Source organism: Candidatus Limnocylindrales bacterium (genome assembly GCA_035626395.1).
Lineage (GTDB): Bacteria > Desulfobacterota > Binatia > UBA1149 > CAITLU01 > DASPNH01.
The window spans coordinates 190101-211675 of record DASPNR010000007.1; the positions used below are offsets into that span (position 1 = coordinate 190101).

21 protein-coding genes and 1 tRNA gene are annotated in these 21575 nt (G+C 66.5%); 11 read left to right on the forward strand and 11 right to left on the reverse strand.

Features of this window, described 5'->3' with window-relative positions; genetic code table 11:
• The first annotated feature begins 43 nt into the window (after nt 1-43).
• Together uvrA and VEC57_04245 are read left to right on the forward strand one after the other, a co-directional pair.
• A complete protein-coding gene (uvrA, locus tag VEC57_04240) occupies nt 44-2806 on the forward strand; it encodes an excinuclease ABC subunit UvrA (protein ID HYB98324.1) in 2763 nt (920 codons plus the stop codon).
• A gap of 113 nt (nt 2807-2919) precedes the next feature.
• Nucleotides 2920-3654, forward strand: coding sequence for an SDR family NAD(P)-dependent oxidoreductase (locus VEC57_04245; protein HYB98325.1), 735 nt, complete (start codon nt 2920-2922; stop codon nt 3652-3654).
• A 73-nt stretch (nt 3655-3727) separates the two neighbouring features.
• Here VEC57_04245 and VEC57_04250 read toward each other — a convergent pair whose 3' ends face one another.
• Nucleotides 3728-4192: a dCMP deaminase family protein gene (locus tag VEC57_04250; protein HYB98326.1), complete on the reverse strand. Its 465-nt coding sequence runs from the start codon at nt 4190-4192 to the stop codon at nt 3728-3730.
• A gap of 61 nt (nt 4193-4253) precedes the next feature.
• Nucleotides 4254-4958 carry a DUF4336 domain-containing protein gene (locus tag VEC57_04255; GenBank protein ID HYB98327.1) on the reverse strand — a complete coding sequence of 235 codons (705 nt, stop codon included), beginning with the start codon at nt 4956-4958 and terminating at the stop codon, nt 4254-4256.
• A 73-nt stretch (nt 4959-5031) separates the two neighbouring features.
• Between VEC57_04255 and VEC57_04260 the strand changes: the two genes are divergently transcribed.
• The 9 genes from VEC57_04260 to VEC57_04300 all read left to right on the forward strand — a co-directional run bounded on the left by VEC57_04260 (nt 5032) and on the right by VEC57_04300 (nt 12398).
• Nucleotides 5032-5106, forward strand: a tRNA-Gly gene (locus VEC57_04260).
• 22 nt (nt 5107-5128) lie between these two features.
• Complete coding sequence (locus VEC57_04265; GenBank protein HYB98328.1) at nt 5129-5995, forward strand: crotonase/enoyl-CoA hydratase family protein; 867 nt, start codon at nt 5129-5131, stop codon at nt 5993-5995.
• A 310-nt stretch (nt 5996-6305) separates the two neighbouring features.
• Nucleotides 6306-6701, forward strand: a complete 396-nt coding sequence (locus VEC57_04270; GenBank protein HYB98329.1) for a cytochrome c maturation protein CcmE — start codon at nt 6306-6308, stop codon at nt 6699-6701.
• A gap of 4 nt (nt 6702-6705) precedes the next feature.
• Nucleotides 6706-8694 carry a heme lyase CcmF/NrfE family subunit gene (locus tag VEC57_04275; protein HYB98330.1) on the forward strand — a complete coding sequence of 663 codons (1989 nt, stop codon included), beginning with the start codon at nt 6706-6708 and terminating at the stop codon, nt 8692-8694.
• Nucleotides 8691-9173, forward strand: a complete 483-nt coding sequence (locus VEC57_04280) for a cytochrome c-type biogenesis protein CcmH (GenBank protein HYB98331.1) — start codon at nt 8691-8693, stop codon at nt 9171-9173. The genes VEC57_04275 and VEC57_04280 overlap by 4 nt, the downstream gene beginning before the upstream one ends.
• Nucleotides 9170-9559, forward strand: a complete 390-nt coding sequence (locus VEC57_04285) for a hypothetical protein (GenBank protein HYB98332.1) — start codon at nt 9170-9172, stop codon at nt 9557-9559. Before VEC57_04280 ends, VEC57_04285 begins: the two co-directional genes overlap by 4 nt.
• 55 nt (nt 9560-9614) lie before the next feature.
• Nucleotides 9615-10979, forward strand: a complete 1365-nt coding sequence (locus VEC57_04290) for a glutamate-cysteine ligase family protein (protein HYB98333.1) — start codon at nt 9615-9617, stop codon at nt 10977-10979.
• Nucleotides 10980-10997: 18 nt separating this feature from the next.
• On the forward strand, nt 10998-11798 hold the full coding sequence (locus VEC57_04295; protein ID HYB98334.1) for a hypothetical protein: 801 nt from the start codon (nt 10998-11000) through the stop codon (nt 11796-11798).
• A 183-nt stretch (nt 11799-11981) separates the two neighbouring features.
• Complete coding sequence (locus VEC57_04300) at nt 11982-12398, forward strand: hypothetical protein (protein HYB98335.1); 417 nt, start codon at nt 11982-11984, stop codon at nt 12396-12398.
• Between the two features lie 58 nt (nt 12399-12456).
• Here the strand turns inward: VEC57_04300 and VEC57_04305 are convergent, their stop codons facing one another.
• From VEC57_04305 to VEC57_04345, 9 genes are all read right to left on the reverse strand, one after another.
• Complete coding sequence (locus VEC57_04305) at nt 12457-13440, reverse strand: L,D-transpeptidase family protein (GenBank protein HYB98336.1); 984 nt, start codon at nt 13438-13440, stop codon at nt 12457-12459.
• Between the two features lie 36 nt (nt 13441-13476).
• The gene (locus VEC57_04310; protein HYB98337.1) at nt 13477-15534 is read right to left on the reverse strand and encodes a thioredoxin domain-containing protein; all 2058 of its coding nucleotides are present in this window, start codon (nt 15532-15534) and stop codon (nt 13477-13479) included.
• Between the two features lie 80 nt (nt 15535-15614).
• Complete coding sequence (gene atpC, locus VEC57_04315; protein HYB98338.1) at nt 15615-16007, reverse strand: ATP synthase F1 subunit epsilon; 393 nt, start codon at nt 16005-16007, stop codon at nt 15615-15617.
• A 2-nt stretch (nt 16008-16009) separates the two neighbouring features.
• Complete coding sequence (gene atpD / locus VEC57_04320; GenBank protein ID HYB98339.1) at nt 16010-17416, reverse strand: F0F1 ATP synthase subunit beta; 1407 nt, start codon at nt 17414-17416, stop codon at nt 16010-16012.
• Between the two features lie 14 nt (nt 17417-17430).
• Entirely contained in the window at nt 17431-18279 is an 849-nt protein-coding gene (gene atpG, locus VEC57_04325) for an ATP synthase F1 subunit gamma (GenBank protein HYB98340.1), read from the reverse strand.
• A 6-nt stretch (nt 18280-18285) separates the two neighbouring features.
• Complete coding sequence (gene atpA / locus VEC57_04330) at nt 18286-19797, reverse strand: F0F1 ATP synthase subunit alpha (GenBank protein ID HYB98341.1); 1512 nt, start codon at nt 19795-19797, stop codon at nt 18286-18288.
• Between the two features lie 68 nt (nt 19798-19865).
• Nucleotides 19866-20399 (reverse strand): ATP synthase F1 subunit delta, encoded by a 534-nt coding sequence (gene atpH / locus VEC57_04335; protein ID HYB98342.1) that lies wholly within the window; start codon nt 20397-20399, stop codon nt 19866-19868.
• Nucleotides 20396-20974, reverse strand: a complete 579-nt coding sequence (locus VEC57_04340; protein ID HYB98343.1) for an ATP synthase F0 subunit B — start codon at nt 20972-20974, stop codon at nt 20396-20398. Before VEC57_04340 ends, atpH begins: the two co-directional genes overlap by 4 nt.
• Nucleotides 20971-21408 (reverse strand): ATP synthase F0 subunit B, encoded by a 438-nt coding sequence (locus VEC57_04345; protein HYB98344.1) that lies wholly within the window; start codon nt 21406-21408, stop codon nt 20971-20973. Before VEC57_04345 ends, VEC57_04340 begins: the two co-directional genes overlap by 4 nt.
• Nucleotides 21409-21575: the final 167 nt, after the last annotated feature.

The window sequence follows — 21575 nt, forward strand, 5'->3', positions numbered from 1 at the left end:
GTGAGCCGCAGCGGGAATCGGCGGTCACGACCAAGGCAATCGCTTGAAACGCGCGATCAAGATCGTCGGCGCACGCACGCACAACCTCAAGGGAATCGACTGCCAGATCCCCGCTCGTAAGATCACGGTCGTCACCGGCGTATCCGGCTCCGGAAAATCGTCGCTCGTCTTCGATACGCTCTATGCGGAGGGCCAGCGCCGATACGTGCAGTCGCTTTCGACGTACGCCCGGCTCTTCCTCGAGCAGATGCAGCGCCCCGATGTCGACTCGATCAGCGACATTCCGCCCGCGCTGGCGCTCGAACAGAAGAACGCGATCAAGAACGCGCGCTCCACGGTCGGCACGATCACCGAAGTCCACGACTACCTTCGGCTGCTCATGGTGCACGCCGGCACGGTGCATTGCCTGGACTGCGATGGCGTGGTGGCTGCCGAAAGCGTCAGCAGCGTCACCGATCACCTCCTGAAGGAGATGGCCGGCAGGCGCGTGGCGGTTCACGCTCGCGTGCAGCTTCACGGAATGGAGCCGGCCGAGGCCCTGCAGACGCTGATCAAGCAGGGGTACAATCGCATCCTCGTCGGCGGCCAGGCCGTTGCGCTCGAAGAGGCCGGAGAGCAGGCGCTGGCCGGCGGTGGAGTCGAGGTCGTCGTGGACCGCTTCGCCATCAGCACCGACCGCGCCACGCGTATCGCCGAGGCGCTGGCGCGGGGCTTCCAGCTCGGTGCCGGCACGGTCAAGGCCACCGAGCTCGATGGCGGTGGAGAGGCGGCGACGTTCTCGACCCGCTTCGCGTGTCGCGGCTGCGGGCGCGAGTACACGGTGCCGACGCCCCACCTGTTCAGCTTCAACAGTCCGCTCGGCGCGTGTCCGCGCTGCGAGGGCTTCGGCCGGGTGGTCGACATCGACTACGACAAGGTGGTTCCGAACAAGCGCTGCTCGCTGCGCGATGGCGCGGTGGTGCCGTGGAGCACGCCGGCCTACGTCGACTTCCAGCAGGACTTCCTCAAGAGCGCGGAGCGCCGCGGCATCTCCACGCAGGTGCCGTTCTCCCAGCTCACCGATGCCGAGAAGAAGTGGATCTTCGAGGGCGACCGCGAGAATCCGGGAGTGAAGGGGTTCTTCCAGTGGCTGGAGGAGCGGCGCTACAAGACCCACGTCCGCATCCTGCTGGCGCGCTATCGGAGCTACCGCACCTGCCCCGAGTGCCGCGGGGCGCGGCTGAAGCCCGAAGCGCTGGCCGTGCGCGTGCAGGGTCGCAGCATCGCCGAGCTCAGCGCCCTGGCCATCGAAAAGCTGGCGCGCTTCATGGCCAGGCTGGAGCTGTCGGAAACGGCCGCGGCGCGAACCGAATCGGTGCTGCGCGAGCTGCGCGCTCGCCTCGGTTATCTCGAAGAGGTCGGGCTGGGCTACCTGACGCTCGATCGCCAGGCGCGCACGCTGTCGGGCGGCGAAGCGCAGCGCATCCATCTTGCGGCGGCGCTCGGCAGCGCGCTGACCGACACGCTTTACGCCCTGGACGAGCCGACGGTGGGCCTGCACCCGCGCGATGGCCGGCGTCTGCTCAAGGTGCTGCGACATCTGACCAAGATCGGGAACACCGTGGCGCTGGTCGAGCACGACCCGACGCTGATCGAAGGTGCCGACCACGTCATCGACCTCGGGCCGGCAGGCGGCGCCGGCGGCGGGCAGGTGATGTACGAGGGAAAGCCGTCGGGCCTGCCCGGCCGCGAGAGCGCAACCGGCAGGCTGCTTCTCATTCGCACGCTCCACCGGCAGAAGAAGCGCGCCACGAAAAGCATCGACCGCGGCGCGCTCGTCATTCGCGGCGCGCGCGAAAACAACCTCAAGGTGGATCGGATCGAGATCCCGCTCGGGCGCCTGGTGTGCGTCACGGGCGTCTCCGGCTCCGGCAAGTCCACGCTCGTCGAACAGGTGCTGTACGAGAACTGGCTGCGCGAGAAGGGGCTCGGCGGCCACGACGCGGGCGCCTGCGACGGCATCGACGGGCTGGAGCGGCTCGATGACGTGATGATGATGAGCCAGGCCGCGATCGGCCGCTCCCTGCGCTCCAATCCGGCCACGTACCTCAAGATCTACGACGACATCCGCAAGCTGTTCGCCCAGACCTCAGCCGCGCGCCGCGCCAAGATCACTCCGGGCGCGTTCTCGTTCAATACTCCGGGCGGTCGCTGCGAGCACTGCCAGGGCACCGGGACGACCACGCTCGAGATGCACTTCATGGCCGACATCGAGGTGCCCTGCGACGAGTGCGAAGGCCGCCGCTTCAAGCCCGGAATTCTCGAGATCCGTTATCACGACAGGAACATCAACGAGGTCCTGGCCATGACGGTGGACGAGGCCGGCGCCTTTTTCGCCGACCGCGCGCCGATCGCCTCCAAGCTGGCCTGTCTGCAATCGGTCGGCCTGGGATACCTCGCGCTGGGGCAATCGACCTCGACGCTGTCCGGTGGCGAAGCGCAGCGGCTGAAGCTGGCCGGTTTCCTGGCCGAGGAGAAGCGCGGCAAAGGATCTCTTTTCATCTTCGACGAGCCGACGACGGGCCTGCATCTACAGGACGTCCATACCCTGATCGGCGTGCTCGACGGGCTCGTTGCACGCGGGCATTCGGTGCTGGTGGTCGAGCATCACACCGATTTCATCTCGCATGCGGACTGGGTCATCGATCTGGGGCCCGAAGGCGGCGACAAAGGCGGTCGTCTCGTGGTCGCCGGCCCGCCCCTGGAGGTGGCGCGCTGTCCGAAGTCGCACACGGGTGCCGAGCTCAAGCAGCTGCTGGCGATGTAGCTGCAACGAACCGTTTCGGGCACGGACGGTCGAGCTCGCATAGTTGCCCGTGCGGCGAAGCCGCGGGCTGCGTGACCGTTTCGGCCGCCACTGCTGCCGGAAAGGAGCTGAGAATGACTGCAAATGGCAAGGCTGTCATCGTCGGTGTCGGGCCTCGCGCCGGCCTGGGCGGCGCGCTCTGCGAGCGGGTGGCGCGCGAAGGAATGCATGTCTTCGTCGCCGGCCGCACCGCCGCAAAGCTGGATGCGTTGGCGGAGACGATTCGATCCTGCGGCGGCCGCGCCACCGCCATCGCTGTGGATGTGACGGACGAGCGGCAGGTGGCAGGCATGTTCGAGCGCGTCGACGACGAGAGCGGCGACCTGGAGCTCGTGGTCTATAACGCCGGCAACGCTGCCATGGGGCAGCTTCACGACATGGAGGCGTCGTTTTTCGAAAGCGTGTGGCGGGTCGGCTGCTTCGGTGGCTTTGTCGTCGGTCGCGAAGCGGTGCGGCGCATGCTGCCGCAAGGGCGCGGCACCGTGATTCTCACGGGCGCGACGGCCTCGCTGCGTGGCAAGGCGGCCACGACGGCATTCGCTTCGGCCAAGGCGGGGCTGCGATCATTGGCGCAGTCGATGGCGCGCGCTTACGGGCCGGGCGGCATCCACGTGGCGCACGTCGTCATCGACGGCGGGATCGGTGGCGACAAGATCGTTCAAGGGCTTCCCGACTTTGCCCGCGCGATGGGAGAAGATGGGCTGGTCAGCCTCGACGGGCTTGCCGACGTCTACTGGTTCCTGCATCGCCAGCCGCGTGCGGCATGGACGCATGAGCTGGACGTGCGGCCCTTCAAGGAATCCTGGTAGATCTTCGGACGCATTGGCAACGTCAGCAGTCTCGCCCCTGTCGTGGCCGCTGCCCCGCCCGGCGGGACGCGCGTCAGACGCGCGGGAGCAGGCTGACCTGGATCAGCTCGACGCCTGCACGCTCGCGCAGCTCGGCGATGGTCTCGAGCTTGTACGGCTTCTCGTAAAAAACGCGTCGGATGCCGGTGTTCACGATCGTCTTGAAGCAGTGGATGCACGGCGTGTGCGTCACGTAAATGTCGGCATCCCCGATCGACGTGCCCTGGCGCGCGGCCTGTGCGATGGCGTTGATCTCCGCGTGAATGGTCCGAAAGCAGTTCTCGACGACCTCGCCGTTCGGATTGCGCGATTCGTACATCTCGCATCCGACGTCCAGGCAATGCGGCATGCCGGCGGGAGCGCCGTTGTAGCCGGTGGCCAGAATGCTGCGGTCGCGCACGATGAGCGCGCCCACCTTGGCGCGAAGACAGGTCGAGCGCTCGGCCACCTCGCGGGTGATGGTCATGAAATATTCGTCCCAGCTCGGCCTGCGATCCATGCGGGCGCATGTAGCAGATGCGCCGGCCCGGGAACAGGCTGCGCGGACGCCGGCTGTAGGGTCATTCCTCCAGGAGCCAGGCGTACGCCTTGCGCAGAACCTCGCGCCCTGCGATTTCGACGATCCTGCCATGGGCGATGATGACGCGGTCGAAGTCCCAGCCAAGGATGCGCTCGAAGCTCCGGCGCGCGGCCGCACGGTCGCGGAGCAGCAGCCATTCCAGCCACGTCGTGCCGTATTCACCGCGCACGCCCGCCAGCGTCAGCGCCAGCCGTGTCATCCACGGCGCCTCGGCGCCCGCATAGAACAGCAGATCCGCCGTGATCAGCGTGCGGCTGGCGGCGTGGAAGAACACCACCTCATTCATCGCGGGAACCCCGGCCACCAGCTCGTGCTCGAGGTCGGGCGACCACGGGGCATCCAGCATCGGGCCGAGGACTTCGTACGCGGGAAGGTCCGGCCGTTTTTGCGGCAGACCACGCGCCACCCAGAGCGCAGCGGCGGGATAGGCGCGTTTCCAGTCCGTGACCCACAGATGATGAAATCGATTGGGCGCGACCACCCAGCGGACCGTTCCGAGCTTGTCCAGGTGGCGCCGCAGCTGGTCGTCCAGAGCGACGGGCGAATGGACCAGCAGCTGGCGCCGCTGCGTCCGCACGACGGTCATGCGCGTGCCTAGCTCGATACCGCCGGCGCGCAACGCCTGATGACGGCACCACAGGTTCTCGCCGACGCTGGCCAGCACGCCGCCGAATACTCCACGCATCAGCGGCTGTCGAGGTCGGATCGCGAAGCCACGGTTGACCGGGACGCAACCCTCGCCCATCATCGCGTCACGAGCGGGTGTAATTCAGTGGTAGAATGCCAGCTTCCCAAGCTGGACGTCGCCGGTTCGACCCCGGTCACCCGCTCCACTTCTTCTCCAGGTCGGAACGCATGGGCGAAACCCTTCGCACCGAAACGGTCAACGGCGTCGGGCACATCGTCCTGACGCGCGCGCAGCAGTACAACACGATCACGCCGGGCCTGCGCGATGAGCTCGCTGCAGCCATCGACGACGCGGATCGGGACGAGCGGGTGCACGTCATCCTGCTGCGCGCAGAGGGGCCGGCGTTCTGCGCCGGTTACGGTCTGGACTGGTCCACGAGCGGACAGGCTCGCGAAGATGCGGCCGCCAGTGCAGGACAGAGCAAGGCTTGGGACTCGGTGGCCGACATGGCGATGATCGGCCGCTTCGTCGACACGTATTTGAAGCTCTGGTACGCGCGCAAACCGACCATCGCGGCGGTGCAGGGCTGGTGCATCGGCGGCGGCACCGACATGGTGCTGTGTGCCGACATCATCGTCGCGGCCCATGGAGCGTCTTTCGGGTACCCGCCCTCGCGAGTGTGGGGAACGCCGACGACGGCGATGTGGGTCTATCGGATGGGGCTGGAGCGGGCCAAACGCTATCTGCTGACCGGCGACGAGATCTCCGCCGCCAAGGCGGTCGAGCTCGGATTGATTCTGGAGGCTGTTCCGGACGAGCAGCTTCTGTCGCATGCCACGGCGCTCGCCGAGCGCATGGCGCAGGTACCGACCAACCAGCTCGTGATGCTCAAGCTCCTCTGCAACCAGACGGCAGAGAACATGGGCATGGCATCGACCCGGACGTTGGGCGTCCTGTTCGACGGCATCGCCCGTCATACCCAGGAAGGCCTCGACTTCGTCGCACGGGCCGAACAGGTGGGTTTCCGCCAGGCGGTCCGGGAGCGGGACGATCCGTTCGGCGACTACGGGAGCAAGGCGGCCAAGCGACGCTGACGCGCATTGAATCCGGCATGGCCGGCCCGTAGCATTCGCTCGTGCGTTGCCCGACGTGCAAACAGCCCGTCGATCGCGAAACCAGCCCCTACCGGCCTTTCTGCTCCAGGCGGTGCAAGCTCGTGGATCTAGGTCGCTGGCTCGATGGGAGCTACGCCATACCTGGCGAACCTGCATCCGAAGAAGAGTTGGCCGCGGAATTGCAAAAGCTCGCCGAGCAAAAGCAGCGCGAGCACTGAGTGGGCGGCTCCGAACCCGGGTTGTCCGCTGTCCCGCCTCGCGTTAGGGTGCCACCTCTGCGGAAACGGTCATGAATCGCTCATACAAGTTCCTCGTCGGCATCGCCGTCATCGTCGCCACCGTCGGCTTCCTGATGTGGACCGCGGTGGATCAGACCAAAATGTACATGATCACCGTCGCCGAGTTCCTGAGCGCGGGGGACAGCTACGCCGGCGAAACCGTGCGAATCGCCGGACGCGTCGCCCCCGGGACGATGAAGTGGGACGCCACCAGCCGCGACCTGCGCTTCACGCTCAAGGACATTACCAGGGAAGGGACGGTGGACGTCCACTACAACGGCCTGCTCCCCGACATGTTCGCCGAAGACCGCGACGTGGTGGTCGAAGGCCCCTACACGGATGAAACTCCTTTCCGGGCCACGACCGTCCTGACCGCGTGCCCCTCCAAGTATCAGGCAGAAGAGTGAATTCGTGATCGAGATCGGCAACCTCGCGCTCTATCTGGCGCTCGCCACTGCCGCGTACGCCGTCTTCGCCTGCGTCTACGGCGCACAGACCAGGCGCCGGGACTTCATTGCCAGCGGCGAGCACGCCGCCTACGCCTGCTGGGGCCTCGTCTGCATCGCCACGGTCGTGATGGTGCATGCACTGATCACGCACGACTTCCGCATCAAGTACGTGGCCGGCTACTCCAGCACCACGCTGCCGCTGCAGTACCGGATCACTGCCCTGTGGGGCGGCATGGAGGGGTCGCTGCTGTTCTGGGCGCTGATCCTGACCAGCTTCGTGGCCCTGGCACAGTTTCAGAACCGCAACCGCAACCGCGAGCTGATGCCGTACGTGACGGCGACCAGCGCCACCGTGGCCGCGTTCTTCCTGAGCCTGCTCGTCTTCGTGACGCCGCCGTTCGCCGTGCTCAGCCGCCCGCCGGTTGAAGGCACCGACCTGAACCCGCTGCTGCAGAACTACTGGATGCAGATTCATCCGCCTTCTCTGTACCTGGGCTACGTGAGCTGGACGATCCCGTTCGGCTTCGCCATTGGCGCGCTGGCCACAGGACGCCTGGACGACCTGTGGATCCGGACTTCGCGCCGCTGGTGCCTTGCGGCGTGGTTCTTCCTGTCTCTTGGGAATCTCTTCGGCGCGAGATGGGCCTACGAGGTTCTCGGCTGGGGCGGCTATTGGGCCTGGGACCCGGTCGAGAACGCGGCGTTCATGCCGTGGCTGACGGGGACGGCCTACCTCCACTCGGTGATGATCCAGGAGCGCAAGGACATGCTGAAGGTCTGGAACATGACCCTCATCATCCTGACCTTCGCGCTGACGATCTTCGGCACGTTCCTCACCCGGTCAGGCGTCATCTCCTCCGTGCACTCGTTTACGCAGTCTGGACTCGGGCCGTACTTCCTCTGGTTCCTCGCGCTGATCGTGGTGGGCTCGGGCATTCTGGTGGTCCTGCGGATCAGGGAGCTTCGGCCGCGCCACAAGCTCGACAGCATCCTGTCGCGCGAGTCCGCATTCCTGTTCAACAACCTGTTGCTGCTCGGGATCGCGTTCGCGACGTTCTGGGGGACCCTGTTCCCCGTGCTGTCCGAGGCGGTCCGCGGCGTGAAAATCACGGTCGGCCCGCCCTTCTTCAACCAGGTCAACGCCCCGCTCGCCATTGCTCTGCTGCTGCTGATGGGCATCGGCCCCATCATCGCCTGGCGGCGCGCCTCGGCGCGTCATCTGATGGAGAGCTTCCTCTGGCCGGCGCTGTTCGGGCTCCTGGTCGGCGGCGCGGCCTTCGCGCTCGGCATGCGCACGCTGCAGGCACTGCTCGTGACGTCGTTCTCGGCATTCGTGCTGTACACGGTGGTTGCGGAGTTCCATGCCGGCGCGCGCGCTCGTATGTCGATGGTCGGCGAAGGGTACGGCGCGGCGCTGCTGGGGCTGATGCGCAAGAACCAGCGGCGCTATGGCGGCTACATCATTCACGTCGGCGTCGTGTTCATGTTCCTCGGCGTGACGATGTCGTCGGTCTATCGCCTCGAAGAGATTCATACGGTCAAAAAGGGCGAAGAATTCGGCGTCGGCCGCTACACGATCCGCTACGATGATGCCGCCAGCAGCGAGAACGCGCACATGGCGCGGCTCACGGCCACGCTGACGGTCTTCGAGAACGGACAGCAGATCGACGTGCTTCATCCGGAGAAGCGCTTCTACAAGCGGCCGGAGCAGCCTGCCACGGAGGTCGACCTGCGTTCGACGATGCGCGACGACCTCTACGTGATCCTCGGCAGCATCGACGACAAGGGCGTGGCGACGATCCAGGCTTACGTCAATCCGCTGGTCTGGTGGCTGTGGTGCGGCGGCGTGGTGCTGGTTCTGGGCACCGCCGTCGCCGTCTTTCCGACCCGCCGCGCTCGCGTGCTCGAGCGTGCGCGCGAGACCGCAGTCGGGCGACGGCAGCAAGCGTGAAACTGCCGGCAATGGCGCTCGTCGCGCTGCTCGCCTTCGGCGTGGGCAACGCTTCCGCGCAGGAGCTCCCGATGTCGCGTGGCGACGTCGAGGAGGGCCTGACCTGCCAGTGCGGCTGCGGCCTGACGGTCCACGCGTGCAATCATCTGCAATGCAGCTTCGCCATCCCCGTGCGCAAGGACATCGCCGAGTCGCTGGAGCGCGGCGAGACGGGCCAGCAGATTCTCGACCGGTACGCGCAGAAGTACGGCGAGAAAGTCCTTTCGTCCCCGATCGCCACCGGGTTCAACGTGCTGGCATGGATCGCCCCGTACGTTGCGGTGGCGGTGGGAGGCATCCTGATCGTGTTCGCCATTCGCCGCATGGCCCATCGGTCGGCCGAGCTGCCCCACGCGGCGCCGGACGAGCACAGCTCGGATCCGGCCTCGCAGCAGCAGCTCGCCCGTCTGCGTGAAGAGATCGAGGAGTTCGAGCGGTGACAGCCGTCTTCGCAGTGTTGATCATCCTGACCGTGGCCGCACTGATCGCGGCGCCGCTGCTGCAGGCGGGGCGCGAGGTAGCGTTCGAGAGCGGCGGCCGCGGAGAGCTGTGGCGCCGCGAGAAGGCGGTGGCTCTGATGGCGATCAGCGAGGCGGATTTCGACCGCGCCACCGGCAAGCTGAGCGACGACGACTACCGCGTGCTGCGCCACGATTACGAGGGCCGCGCCGTACGCGCGATGGACGAGCTGGACGAGCTGGACGCGCTGGTGCCGCAAGCGTCCGCGGGCGGCGGCGCTCCATCCTTCCGCTTCTGCCCATCGTGCGGCCGCGCCTTTGCCGAACCCGACCGTTTCTGCGCCGGCTGCGGCCACGCTCGCGCCTGATCCTCGCCGGCCGCGCACGGTTGGTAATCCGCCTGCGCTGAGCTAGCGATAGCGCGTGGCAACCGACGACGCTTCTTCCACGCCGGTACGATCCATCGACGATCTCGAGGCGACGTTCCACGCCGGCGCCAAGGCACGCGACCTGTGGCGCATCGGTGTCGAGTACGAAAAGCCGGTCGTGGACGCTTCCGGCGAAAGCGTGCCGTACGAAGGGGCCGTCGGCATCCGCCGGCTGCTCGACGGTATGCGCGAGCGTTCGTCGCAGTGGGAAGGCGTCTACGAAGGGCGTCACCTGATCGCACTGCAGGACGGGCTGGCTTCGATCACGCTTGAGCCGGGCGGCCAGTTCGAAATGTCCGGGCAGCAATGCGACTCGCTGCATTGCGCAGCCGATGAGCTGGAGAGGCACGTTCGCGAAATCGTCACGGTAGGTCGCGAGATCGGCGCACGGTTTCTTGGCCTGGGCATCGTCCCGAAGACTCCGCTTTCGCGCATCCCGTGGATGCCCAAGCATCGCTACGAGATCATGCGCAGGATCATGGCCCGCACAGGCACGCTCGGCCTGCGGATGATGGGACAGACAGCCACGGTGCAGTGTAATTTCGACTACGGCGACGAGAAGGACGCCGCCGACAAGATGCGTGTTTCGATGGCAATGGGGCCGGTGCTGGTTGCAGTCTCCGCCAACTCGCCCGTTGTGGACGGCAGAGCCACCGGTTTCCAGAGCTTCCGCTCCCACATCTGGACCGATACCGACGCCGACCGCTGCGGCGTGCTGCCGTTCGTCTTCGAGACCGACGCGCTGTTCGGCGCCTACACCCAGTACGCCCTGGATGTACCGATGTATTTCATCAAACGCGCCGGCCGTTTGATCGAGGTCGGTGGCATGACCTTCCGGCGATTCCTCGAGCTCGGCTGGGAGGGCGAGCGGGCCACGCTGGCGGACTGGACGCTGCACCTGACGACGCTGTTCCCCGAGGTGCGACTCAAGACGTACATCGAGGTCCGGTCTGCCGACAGCCAGTCGGTGGATCTGATGCTGGGGACGCCAGCCTTGATGAAAGGCATTCTCTACGACGCAGACTGTCTGGCTGCAGCCTGGGACGTCGTGAAGGCGTGGCCGGCCAACGAAATCTCGGAGATCCAGGACCAGGCCGCGAGGAAAGGACTGGCAGGTCGAGCCGGCCGCCATAGCCTCGGCGACATCGCCCTGGAGGTCCTCGCCATTGCCGAGGAGGGGCTGGCGCGGCAGCACAAGCGAAACAGCGCGGGCCGCGATGAACGGCTCTATCTGGAGAAGCTCTCCGACGAGGTCCGCGGACGCCGCAACCCCGCCACCCGCATCATCGAGCAGTGGGAAGGACCCTGGAACGGTGACGTCGACCGCCTCATCGACTATGCCGCCTACCGCTTGAGCTGAAATTTTTTGCCGACCCCGTTGAGTTTCGGCGTTTCTTCGCCTAAACAGGGTTTCATGTATAGCGAAGGAACGGCGAATCGGGTGCAACGGCCCGTTGCCCCCCGCGAAGAGGAAGACGCATCGACGGCAGCGCTTGCCCCAGCCCCTGCCGGTTTGTCCGCAAGGCGCGCCGAGCATTGGCTCGATCTGCCCGCGGGCGCCTGGCAGAAGCGGCGGCTCTATGCCCTGCGTGCACGCACGGACGCATTTCGCTCCGTCGGCGTGGGCATCGGAGACGTGGTGGTCGTCGAGCCGGGCGCCCGCGAGCAGCCCGGGCAGATCGTCCTCGTGCGCGGCCCCAACGGACTGGCGCTGCGAAGGCTGGCAAACCATCCGCGCGGCACGATGTCGTCCGTCCTGGAGCTGCCGCTGCGCGACCGCGACGAGCGGGACTTTCACAGGGTCGTCGGGACGGTGCTGGCCGTGCTGCGCCCTACCGGCACGGGGGCGCTGAGGCCCGCTCGACCAAGCGCCCGCCGGCCGCATGCCACCGTTGGCGCACGCGCGCCCTCGCGCACCACCGCAATGCGCGCACCCAACGAGAGCGGCAGCGAAATTGAGGACCTGCGGCGGTCGCTCCAGCGGTCCCGGCTGCGCCTCGATGCTGCGTGTGGGCACATGGACCCACACGACTTCGCTCGTGCGAGCCGGCTCGTGGCCGGATTGTCAGCGCTCGTCGACTGTCTCGGCCACGCTCGCTCAACGGGGCTTCGAGCGGCGCTGCTCGCTGAGGCGAAGGCGACGGCGCAGATGGTGACCGCCGATCTTGCGAGGAAGTGAGGGCGCGACCGCGCGACTAGGGACAGGGAGACGGGCGCGGTGGACGCCCGGATTAAGGTCGATAATGGCTGCCCTCACTTTATTTCATGGCCGTGAATCTTCCATCCGTCGCTGCATGTGTGTTATATGACGCCCTGCATCAGGCACTGATGGCCTGAATGCTCGTCCCAAAAAGAGGAAACCATGGCCGACCGATTTGTGAACCTTTTCGAGCCGGACACCCTGCTGCCGGCACAATACTTCGCCGCCTTCTCGCGTGAAGGTGGTCTCGTTCGCGAGCGGCGCCTGATGCTCGCCGTGTTGCAGGACGCGGTCGAGTGCTACCAGAAGTACGCTCTTGCGCGAGACCCTCGCGGAAGACTCCTGTTCGAAGATGCTCAGGAATGGATCGAGTCGCGCGAGCGGGAATGGCCGTTCGCTTACGAGAACATCTGTGAAGTGCTGAGCCTGAACGCCGAGTACATCCGCCGTGGTCTGTCGAAGTGGCGCCAGCAGCGCGGTCCGGTTCGCCGTTCTGCTGCCAAGATCGTCCCCTTGGCCGAACGTCGCGCGATGGATCCGATGGAAGTCCTCCAGGAGAGCCTGCAGCAGGCCTGCTGATTCCGTCCCGGAAGCTGTGTCCTCGAAGGCCCGCCTCTCGCTCGAGAGGCGGGCCTTCTCATTTTGAGACGTCGCCGGCGACGGCGACCGACGCGTCGACCATTCCAACGTCGGTCGGAACTCCGTTTTGCGCCTCGACGACAGCCGCCAGCAGTTCTGCGTCCACCAGCGACGTCCACCCTCGCTTCGCGATCAGCGACTGCGCCTCGGCATACAGGCTCGGCTGCAGGCCGTAGATGTCTTCATGGACCTCGAGCAGGACTCGACCGCGGTGCATGGCGACCTTGACCGGCTGATACAGGAACACTCCGGGCGTGCCTACCGGCACGAGAGGGAACAGCGACGCGATGTCTTCATTATATAGCCGCAGGCAGCCGTGGCTGACCTGCATGCCCACGCCCCAGGGCTTGTTGCTGCCGTGGATGCCATACGCCGGCAGTGACAGCTCGAGGCGGTAACGTCCCAGCGGGTTCTCGGGGGTGCCGCCGGGAATCACGTATTCGCTGAAGCCGTTCTCGGCGATGCGTTCCTTGCGGATCGACTCCGGGATGGTCCACTTCGGGTTGACGGTCTTGCTGGAGACGCGGAAGGAGCCTTGCGGCGTCTGCCAGTCCTCACGCCCGAGTCCGACCGGAACCGTGACCACGCCGCCGTCCTCCGGAAAGTAGTAGAGCCGCATCTCCGGAATGTTCAGCACGAGCCCCTGCCGCGGCGCTTCGGGCAGGATCCAGCGCGTCGGCACGACCAGCGGCTCGGCCCCGGCCGGCACCCAGGGATCAATGGTGCGATTGGCGGAAACCATTTCGTTGAAGCCGAGATCGTAGTGGCGTGAGATGTCCAGGAACGTCTCGCCCTTGACAGCGGCGTGGGTACGCAGCCGCCCGACCACCTCGGTTCCGGGCGCAAGGTCGTGCCGCACAAGAGCACGCCGCTCCTCCCCCGGCGCCTGCGTCGGCCCTTCCAGATCGGCGGCGACGGCGAGCCGCGGCGCCCCGGCCAGCAGCACCACGACTGCTGCGCGAGCGATCTTCGCGAAAGTCATCAGCGCCCCGACCTGTGCTCCCCGCGATGCCCTTCGTCAAGCGCGGGATTGTTCCAGAAGCGCAACGAGCTCGACGGGGTCGTGAGCGGGCGGGCTGCACGAGGTGCCCCGACAGACATAGACCGTGGGCCGTCCTGAAATCGGCCGCTTGTCGCGAAGCGCCGGCGGCAGCTCGCTCTGGTCGGCGTCATCGTCCAGGCAGATCACCGTCAGTGCCGGCAGGTAATCTTCCACGGCGCACCGCTGGAGCGGCGCCCGCCCTGCGGGATCTCCAACCACGACGGCGCTGATCCACCCCTGGCGATGGCGGTCCGCGATGCACAGCAGATGCGCGGCGCCATAGGGGTTGCGAAGTGCGTCTGCGGCAAACGCATCGATCACCGCCTGGCCTGATCGCCGGAACGCTTCAGTCCCCGTCAGCTCCCACAACCGCAGCAGCAGCTCGGCGGCCACCGAGTTGCCCGCCGGGATTGCCCCATCGGTCAGATCGCGCGTGCGAGCGACCAGAGGCTCGCCGTCGCCTGCGGTGAAGTAGAAGCCGCCGTGCTGCGGGTCCTCGAAACGCTCGAGAAGCACGTCGGCGCACATCTGCGCCGACTGCAGATCCTGCGGGCGTCCCGCAGCGGCGAACGCGTCGAGGCAGCCCCGGCCGAAGAAGGCGTAATCATCGAGGAACCCATCCACCTTGGCCTGCCCCTGCGCATGCACGTGCCGCAGACGGCCCCCATCGAGGAGGTGCTGCCGAACGAAGTCGATGGCAGCCAGCGCCGCTTGCACGAAGTCCGGGCGCTGCAATCGCTGCCCTGCAGCGGCCATGGCGCTGATCATCAACCCGTTCCAGTCGCTGACGATCTTCTCGTCGCGGCCTGGCGCTACGCGAGTCGCGCGGCGATCGAACAGAAGCTTGCGGCACCGGGTCAGGGTCGCCTCGGCAGCGGCGGCGTCGGGACCGAGCTCCTGGATCAGCTGACGCGACGTCACCGCACGATGCAGGATGTTCTCGCCTTCGAAATTGCCGCGTTCGGTGACGCCATAGACGCGACAGAACAGGGTCGCATCCTCTGCGCCGACGACGTCGACGATCTCGTCGCGGCTCCAGACGAAGAATTTGCCCTCGACGCCCTCGGAGTCGGCGTCCTGGGTGGCGTAGAAGCCGCCCTCGGGCGAGGTCATTTCCCGCAGCACGTAGTCGAGAATTCCCGCCGCGACCGCGCCGTAGCTGCTGTCGTGGAAGAACGCGGAAGCGTCGGCGTACATCCGCGCCAGCAGCGCCTGGTCGTACAGCATCTTCTCGAAGTGCGGGACGAGCCACTGACGATCGACGCTGTAGCGGTGGAAGCCACCGCCGAGATGATCATGGATGCCGCCGTCGGCCATGCGGTCCAGGCTCAGGCGAAGCAGATCGCGGCGTCGCGTGCTGCTCACGGAGGCATCGGCGTCCATGAGCAGCGTCAACGCCATGGACCCCGGGAATTTGGGCGCTTGGCCGAATCCCCCATGATCAGCGTCCATGACGGCGACAAGAGACTCGGCGGCGCCGGCGATCGCCTCGGCGGTGATGGCTGCGGCGGCAGCCGGCGCGAGCTCGCGCCGGAGGAAACCCGCGACGCGGTCGGCGCTCGCCGTGACTTCTTCACGCCGCTCGCGGTACGCGGCCGCGACGCCGGCAAGCACGCGCGGCAATCCTGGCATCCCTCCGCGATCCTCGGGAGGAAAGTACGTCCCGGCGTAGAACGGCTTGCCGTCGGGCGTCAGGAACACGGTCATTGGCCAGCCGCCGTGCCCCGTCATCCCCTGCACCGCCTTCATGTACAGGTGGTCGAGATCGGGACGCTCTTCGCGATCGACCTTGATGCAGACGAAGAGCTCGTTCATCTGGCGCGCGATCTGCTCGTTCTCGAAGGACTCGCGCTCCATGACGTGGCACCAGTGACACGCCGAATACCCGATGCTCAGCAGGATGGGCTGGTCCCGGTCGCGTGCCCGTGCGAGGGCTTCCTCGCCCCATGGATACCAGTCCACCGGATTGGAACCGTGCTGGCGCAGATACAGAGACGGCTCATCGGCCAGACGATTGCGATGCGAGGAGGTCACCTCTGTCGCTTATACGCCTCGATGATCGCGCAACAAGCTGCGCGGCCCGGGCACGGAAATGGAGAGCCCGTTCGGGCGGTTCAGGCCGTTGCAGCAGCCAGGCGCGCCCGCGCCACCGACAGATCCCGCAGGATCTGCTCGATCCGCGCCGGGTCGTCGGCTCCCGCTGCCGCGGCCTGCTCCAGCCGAGTGACGTCGGCGCGAGCACTTGCCGCGTCGATCTGCGAAGGCAGCTCGGCCGAATCGGCGAGGATGGTGATGACGTCGTCGCGAACTTCGGCGTAGCCGCCGTCCACCACGACGCGCTTGCGCGTCCCGCCTTCAACGTAGGTGAGCAGTCCGGGGGCAAGGGCGCCGAGGAACGTGACGTGCAGCGGCAGCACGCCGAACTCGCCTTCGGTTCCGGGCGCCGTGACTTCGGAAACCTCCGCGTCGACGATGGCGGCGGCGGGCGTGACGATGCGGAGTTTCATCGTCAGGCGGCCATCTTTCGCGCCTTCTCGATGGCCTGCTCGATGGTGCCGACCATGTAGAAGGCCTGCTCGGGAAGATCGTCGTGCTGCCCGGCAACCAGCTCGCGGAAAGCGCGAATGGTGTCTTCGCGCTTGACGTACGCGCCCGGCGTGCCGGTGAACGACTCCGCGACCGTGAATGGCTGCGACAGGAAGCGTTGGATCTTGCGCGCGCGAGCGACGAGGAGCTTGTCGTCCTCCGACAGCTCGTCCATGCCGAGAATGGCGATGATGTCCTGCAGGTCCTTGTAGCGCTGCAGCACCTGCTGCACGTCACGCGCGACCTTGTAGTGCTCCTCTCCGACGATGTTCGGATCCAGGATGCGCGAGGTTGAATCGAGAGGATCGACCGCGGGATAGATGCCCAGCTCGGCGATCTGGCGCGACAGCACCGTCGTCGCGTCCAAATGGGCGAACGTCGTGGCCGGCGCCGGATCGGTCAGGTCGTCTGCCGGAACGTAAATCGCCTGCACGGACGTGATCGAGCCTTTGGTCGTGGTGGTGATGCGCTCCTGCAGGCCGCCGAGGTCGGTCGAGAGCGTCGGCTGGTAACCGACCGCCGAGGGCATGCGGCCCAGGAGCGCCGAGACTTCCGAGTTCGCCTGCGTGAAGCGGAAGATGTTGTCGATGAACAGCAGGACGTCCTTGCCCTCGCTGTCGCGGAAGTACTCCGCGCACGTCAATGCAGTCAGTGCCACGCGCGCGCGCGCCCCCGGCGGCTCGTTCATCTGGCCGTAGACAAGCGCGGCCTTGCCGATGACCCCGGACTCCTTCATCTCGATCCAGAGATCGTTGCCCTCGCGTGTGCGCTCGCCCACACCTCCGAACACGGAGTAGCCGCCATGCTGCGTCGCGACGTTGTTGATCAGCTCGAGGATGATGACGGTCTTGCCGACGCCGGCGCCGCCGAAGAGTCCGATCTTGCCGCCCTTGGCGTACGGGCAAAGCAGATCGACCACCTTGATGCCAGTCTCGAAAGCCTCGACGGTCGTCGCCTGCTCGGTGTAATCGGGCGCCTGGCGATGAATGGGAAGATAGTTGTCGGTCTTGATCGGCGGCCCGCCGTCGACGGGCTTGCCGATGACGTTGATGATGCGGCCGAGGACGGCATCACCTACCGGCGTGACGATCTTGTTGCCGGTGTCCTTGACCTCCGAGCCGCGCACGAGCCCTTCGGCCGAGTCCATCGCGATCGCGCGGACGGTGTTTTCGCCGAGGTGCGCGGCCACCTCCAGCACGAGGTTGTCCTGCGTCTCATCGATGGCCGGGTTCGTTACCGTCAGCGCCTGCAGAATCGGCGGGACCTGTCCGGGCGGAAATTCCACGTCCACGACACCACCGATGACCTGTGTGATTCGACCCGTCGCCATGAATGTTCGACTCCTTAACCTTTGAGCGCTTCTGCGCCGCCGACGATCTCCATCAACTCCGTCGTGATGCTCGCCTGGCGTGCGCGGTTCATCTGCAGCGTCAGGCGCTCGATCATCTCCGACGCGTTGCGGGTGGCGCTGTCCATTGCCGTCATGCGCGCGCCATGCTCGCTCGCCGTGGCCTCGAGGAACGCCTGGAAGACCTTCGTTTGAATGTAGCGGCCGAGCAGCGACTCCAGCAGCTGCGCCGGCTCGGGCTCGTAGACGTACTCGACCGAGGGACCGGCGGTCTGCGTGCTCTCCACCGGCAGAAGCCTCTCCACCACCGGCAGTTGCGAAATCGCCGACCGAAAGCGCGAGTAGACGAGATAGACGGCGCCAACCTCTCCCGCCAGGAAGCGATCGGCCGCCTCGCTGGCGATGGAACGCGCCAGCGCCAGGTCGCCCGTGCCCGGATATCGGCCGCGAATCCGGTCCGGGTATCGCTTGCGAAGATAGTCGCTGCCGTTGCGGCCGCACGTCACCAGCGCCGCTCCCTGTCCTTCGTCTGTGCGAAGGAAGGTCTCGGCCTTCTTGATGAGGTTGGCGTTGTATCCGCCGCACAGGCCGCGATCCGACGTGATCACGATGACTTCAGCAGGCGCGTCGGCGCCCTTCTGCAGGAACGGGTGCGACGATTCACCGGCCGCCGCAGCGATTCCGGTGAGCAGCTCCTGAAGCCGCTCGCCGTAGGGACGCGCACTTTGCACCGCGTCCTGCGCTCGACGCAGCTTGGCCGCCGAAACCATTTTCATGGCCTTGGTGATCTGCTGCGTGTTGCGCACCGAAGAGATGCGCTTGCGGATGTGCTTGAGGCTCGGCACGGCAGGTCAGGCCCCGAACACGCCCTTGAACTCGGTGAGAACGGCCGTCAGGCGCGACTTCACCTCGTCAGTCAGCTCCTTTTTCTCGCTCACCAGCTTGTAGACGTCCGGGTGCGAGCGCTGCATGAAGCCGCGCAGCTCCTCCTCGTAGCGTCGGATCTTGCCGACCTCGACGCCGTCGAGGAAGCCGTTGATGGCGGCAAAGATGGTGACGACCTGCTGCTCCGCGGGCTGCGGCACGTACTGGTCCTGCTTGAGGACCTCCACCAGTCGCTGGCCTCGCGCGAGCATGCGCTGCGTTGCCGCATCCAGATCGGATCCGAACTGCGCGAATGCCGCCATCTCGCGGTACTGAGCCAGGTCCAGGCGGAGCGAGCCTGCGACCTGTCGCATGGCCTTGATCTGCGCCGATCCGCCCACGCGCGACACCGAAAGACCGACGTTCACGGCCGGGCGGACGCCCGAGTAGAACAGGTCGGTTTCAAGATAGATCTGGCCGTCGGTGATCGAGATGACGTTGGTCGGAATGTACGCCGACACGTCGCCGGCCTGCGTCTCGATGATCGGCAGGGCCGTCAGTGATCCGCCGCCTTCGGCGTCGCTCATCTTGGCGGCGCGCTCGAGCAGCCGCGAGTGCAGGTAGAAGACGTCGCCGGGATAGGCTTCGCGGCCCGGCGGACGGCGCAGCAGCAGGGAAAGCTGGCGATAGGCGACGGCCTGCTTGGACAGATCGTCGTAGATGATCAGGGCGTGGCGGCCGGTGTCACGGAAGTACTCGCCCATCGTGACGCCGGCGTAGGGCGCGATGAACTGAAGGGGGGCCGATTCGGACGCGGTCGCCGCCACGACGATCGTGTAATCCATGGCGCCGTGCTTCTTCAGCCGGTCGACGACCTGCGCCACCGTCGAGCGCTTCTGACCGATCGCGACATAGATGCACAGGACGTCGCCGCCCTTCTGATTGATGATCGTGTCGATGGCGATGGCGGTCTTGCCGGTCTGGCGGTCACCGATGATGAGCTCACGCTGGCCGCGGCCGATCGGGATCATCGAGTCGATGGCCTTGACGCCGGTCTGAAGAGGCTGCTTCACGGGCGCGCGAGAGACGATGCCCGGGGCTTTCACTTCGATGCGGCGTCGATGCGGCGTCTTGATCTCGCCGAGGCCGTCGATGGGCTGGCCGAGCGCGTTGACGACGCGCCCGAGCATTGCCTCGCCGACCGGAACATCGGCGATGCGGCCGGTGCGCCGCACTTCGGATCCTTCGCGCACCATCTCGGGATCGGCGAAGATCGCCGCACCGACGTTGTCCTCCTCCAGGTTGAGCACCATGCCGAGAACGCCGTTCTCGAATTCGAGCAGCTCACCCGAAGCGGCACGATCGAGGCCGTGAATTCGCGCGATTCCATCACCGGTGGCCAGAACCCGCCCAGTCTCGCGAACCTCGACCTGGCGGCCGAAGTCGCGAATCTGCTGTCGGATGAGATCACTGATCTCGGATGCCTTGATCTGCTGCACCAGAATTCTCCCGTTTCCCTTTACCCGGCCCCCGCGGGCAAGGTCGTCGTCCCCGTCTGTGCCGGCGCTCAGGCCTGGCCTGCCATCAGCCGCTCTAGGCGCTGAAGCTGCGTCCGCACGCTTCCGTCGTACACTTTCCCTTCGGCCTCGACCGTCACCCCGCCGATCAGCGACGGGTCCGATTCCACCTCGGTCAGCACTCCCCGGCCCGTCACGGCCTGGAACCGGGAGCGGATCGAATCCAGCTGCTCGTTGCTCAAAGGGCCGGCGCTTCGCACGCGCACGCGCACCCTGCCAGCCGCTTCGTCCTGCAGGCGCTGAAACCATTCGTGAATGCGCGGCAGGTGCTCGAGGCGATCGTTGTCGGCGACCACGGCGAGGAACCGGCCCAGCAGGGACCCCAACCGCGAGGAAAGCGCCTTCGCGAGCTGCTCGCGCTGCTCGCGCGTAAGCAATCCAGGCGCCAGCGTCCCCGGCGCCTGCTGATCAACGGCCGTTGCCAGCTCGGCCAGCGCCGCGGCCACGCCCTCGATCTCGTTCGCCTCACGAGCGAGGTCGAAAAGAGCGCGCGCATACCTTCGTGCGATCGATCCGCCGATCACTGCGACACCCCATCCACGAACTCCCGCACCAGGCGAGACTGGTCGGCATCGCCGAGCCTGCTGCGGATGTCGCGCTCGGCGATGTCCGCGGCAAGCCGTGCGGCCTCCGCACGCAGCTCGCGCCGCGCACGGGCAAGCTCCGATTCTGCCCGGCGCTCCGCGTCCAGACGCAGCCGCTCGCCGGCCAGGCGCGCTTCCTCGAGCAGCCGTTCACGATCACGCGCCGCGCCTTCGCGCAGCTCCTCGATCATCTTCCGTCGGGTTTCGTCGAGCGCCGCTTCCTTGGCGGCATACTCGCGGCGGATCTTGTCGGCTTCTTCGCGCGCCTTGGCGGCAACCGACATCGCCTCACGCAGCTCGACGCTGCGACTGACGAGGAAATCGCGCACCGCCGGCCACGCGAATCGGTACATGAGAAAAGCGAAGATGAAGAAGTTGACGAACGAGAAGCACAGCGCCAGCCAGGCGGCCGTGGAATGGCCCTCGACATGATCGGCCCCGGTCGCCGCCGAAACGACAGCGGGATAGGCGGCGATTGCCGTCATCGGCAACAAGCTGACGGACCATGCCTTCACGCGTTGCTCCCTTTGCCGAGCACGGCAGCGACCATCTGATCCGCGAGTGCCCTGGCATCACCCGCCAGCGTCTGCCGCGCCTCGGCGGTTGCGGCTGCAACCGAGCTGCGCAGCTCGCCGAGCCGTCCGGCGGCGTCTGCCTGCGCGCGTGCGAAAATCTCCCGCTCTTCTTCCTTGGTCTGGCGCCGCATCGCATCGACTTCCGACATCGTTTGCGCGCGAACCTTGGCGAGCTCCTCATCGATGCGCGCGGCCAGCGCCTGCGCCTGGACCGTCTGCTCGGCGGCGGCCGCCGCGTCGCCGACCGTTCGAGCGGCGCGCTCGTCCAGCAGATCGAGGAACGGCGCGAAAAGGAGCCGAGCCAGCACGAAAAGCAGGCCAAAAAAGGCCACGAGCTGGATCAGGAAAGTTACGTCCGGCGGAAAGGTAAGCATACGACGCGCGTGATGGCCCCTATCGATTCCCAGCCTCGCCTGCACGGCGGACGGAAGCATGCGACCTGGCCAAGCGCGGTCCTCTGATTCGCAGCCGGCATGTGATGCTGCGAATGGACGATGGTGGTGGCCGGGAAGCGCCCTCCGCTACCATCGCATCGGAAGGT

Bases quoted from the DNA above. Each gene is read 5' to 3' on its own strand.
- VEC57_04245 (HYB98325.1), top strand. From the start codon at position 2,920: ATGACTGCAAATGGCAAGGCTGTCATCGTCGGTGTCGGGCCTCGCGCC.
- VEC57_04250 (HYB98326.1), bottom strand. From the start codon at position 4,192: ATGGATCGCAGGCCGAGCTGGGACGAATATTTCATGACCATCACCCGC.
- VEC57_04255 (HYB98327.1), bottom strand. From the start codon at position 4,958: ATGCGTGGAGTATTCGGCGGCGTGCTGGCCAGCGTCGGCGAGAACCTG.
- VEC57_04265 (HYB98328.1), top strand. From the start codon at position 5,129: ATGGGCGAAACCCTTCGCACCGAAACGGTCAACGGCGTCGGGCACATC.
- VEC57_04270 (HYB98329.1), top strand. From the start codon at position 6,306: ATGAATCGCTCATACAAGTTCCTCGTCGGCATCGCCGTCATCGTCGCC.
- VEC57_04300 (HYB98335.1), top strand. From the start codon at position 11,982: ATGGCCGACCGATTTGTGAACCTTTTCGAGCCGGACACCCTGCTGCCG.
- VEC57_04305 (HYB98336.1), bottom strand. From the start codon at position 13,440: ATGACTTTCGCGAAGATCGCTCGCGCAGCAGTCGTGGTGCTGCTGGCC.
- atpC (HYB98338.1), bottom strand. From the start codon at position 16,007: ATGAAACTCCGCATCGTCACGCCCGCCGCCGCCATCGTCGACGCGGAG.
- atpD (HYB98339.1), bottom strand. From the start codon at position 17,416: ATGGCGACGGGTCGAATCACACAGGTCATCGGTGGTGTCGTGGACGTG.
- VEC57_04345 (HYB98344.1), bottom strand. From the start codon at position 21,408: ATGCTTACCTTTCCGCCGGACGTAACTTTCCTGATCCAGCTCGTGGCC.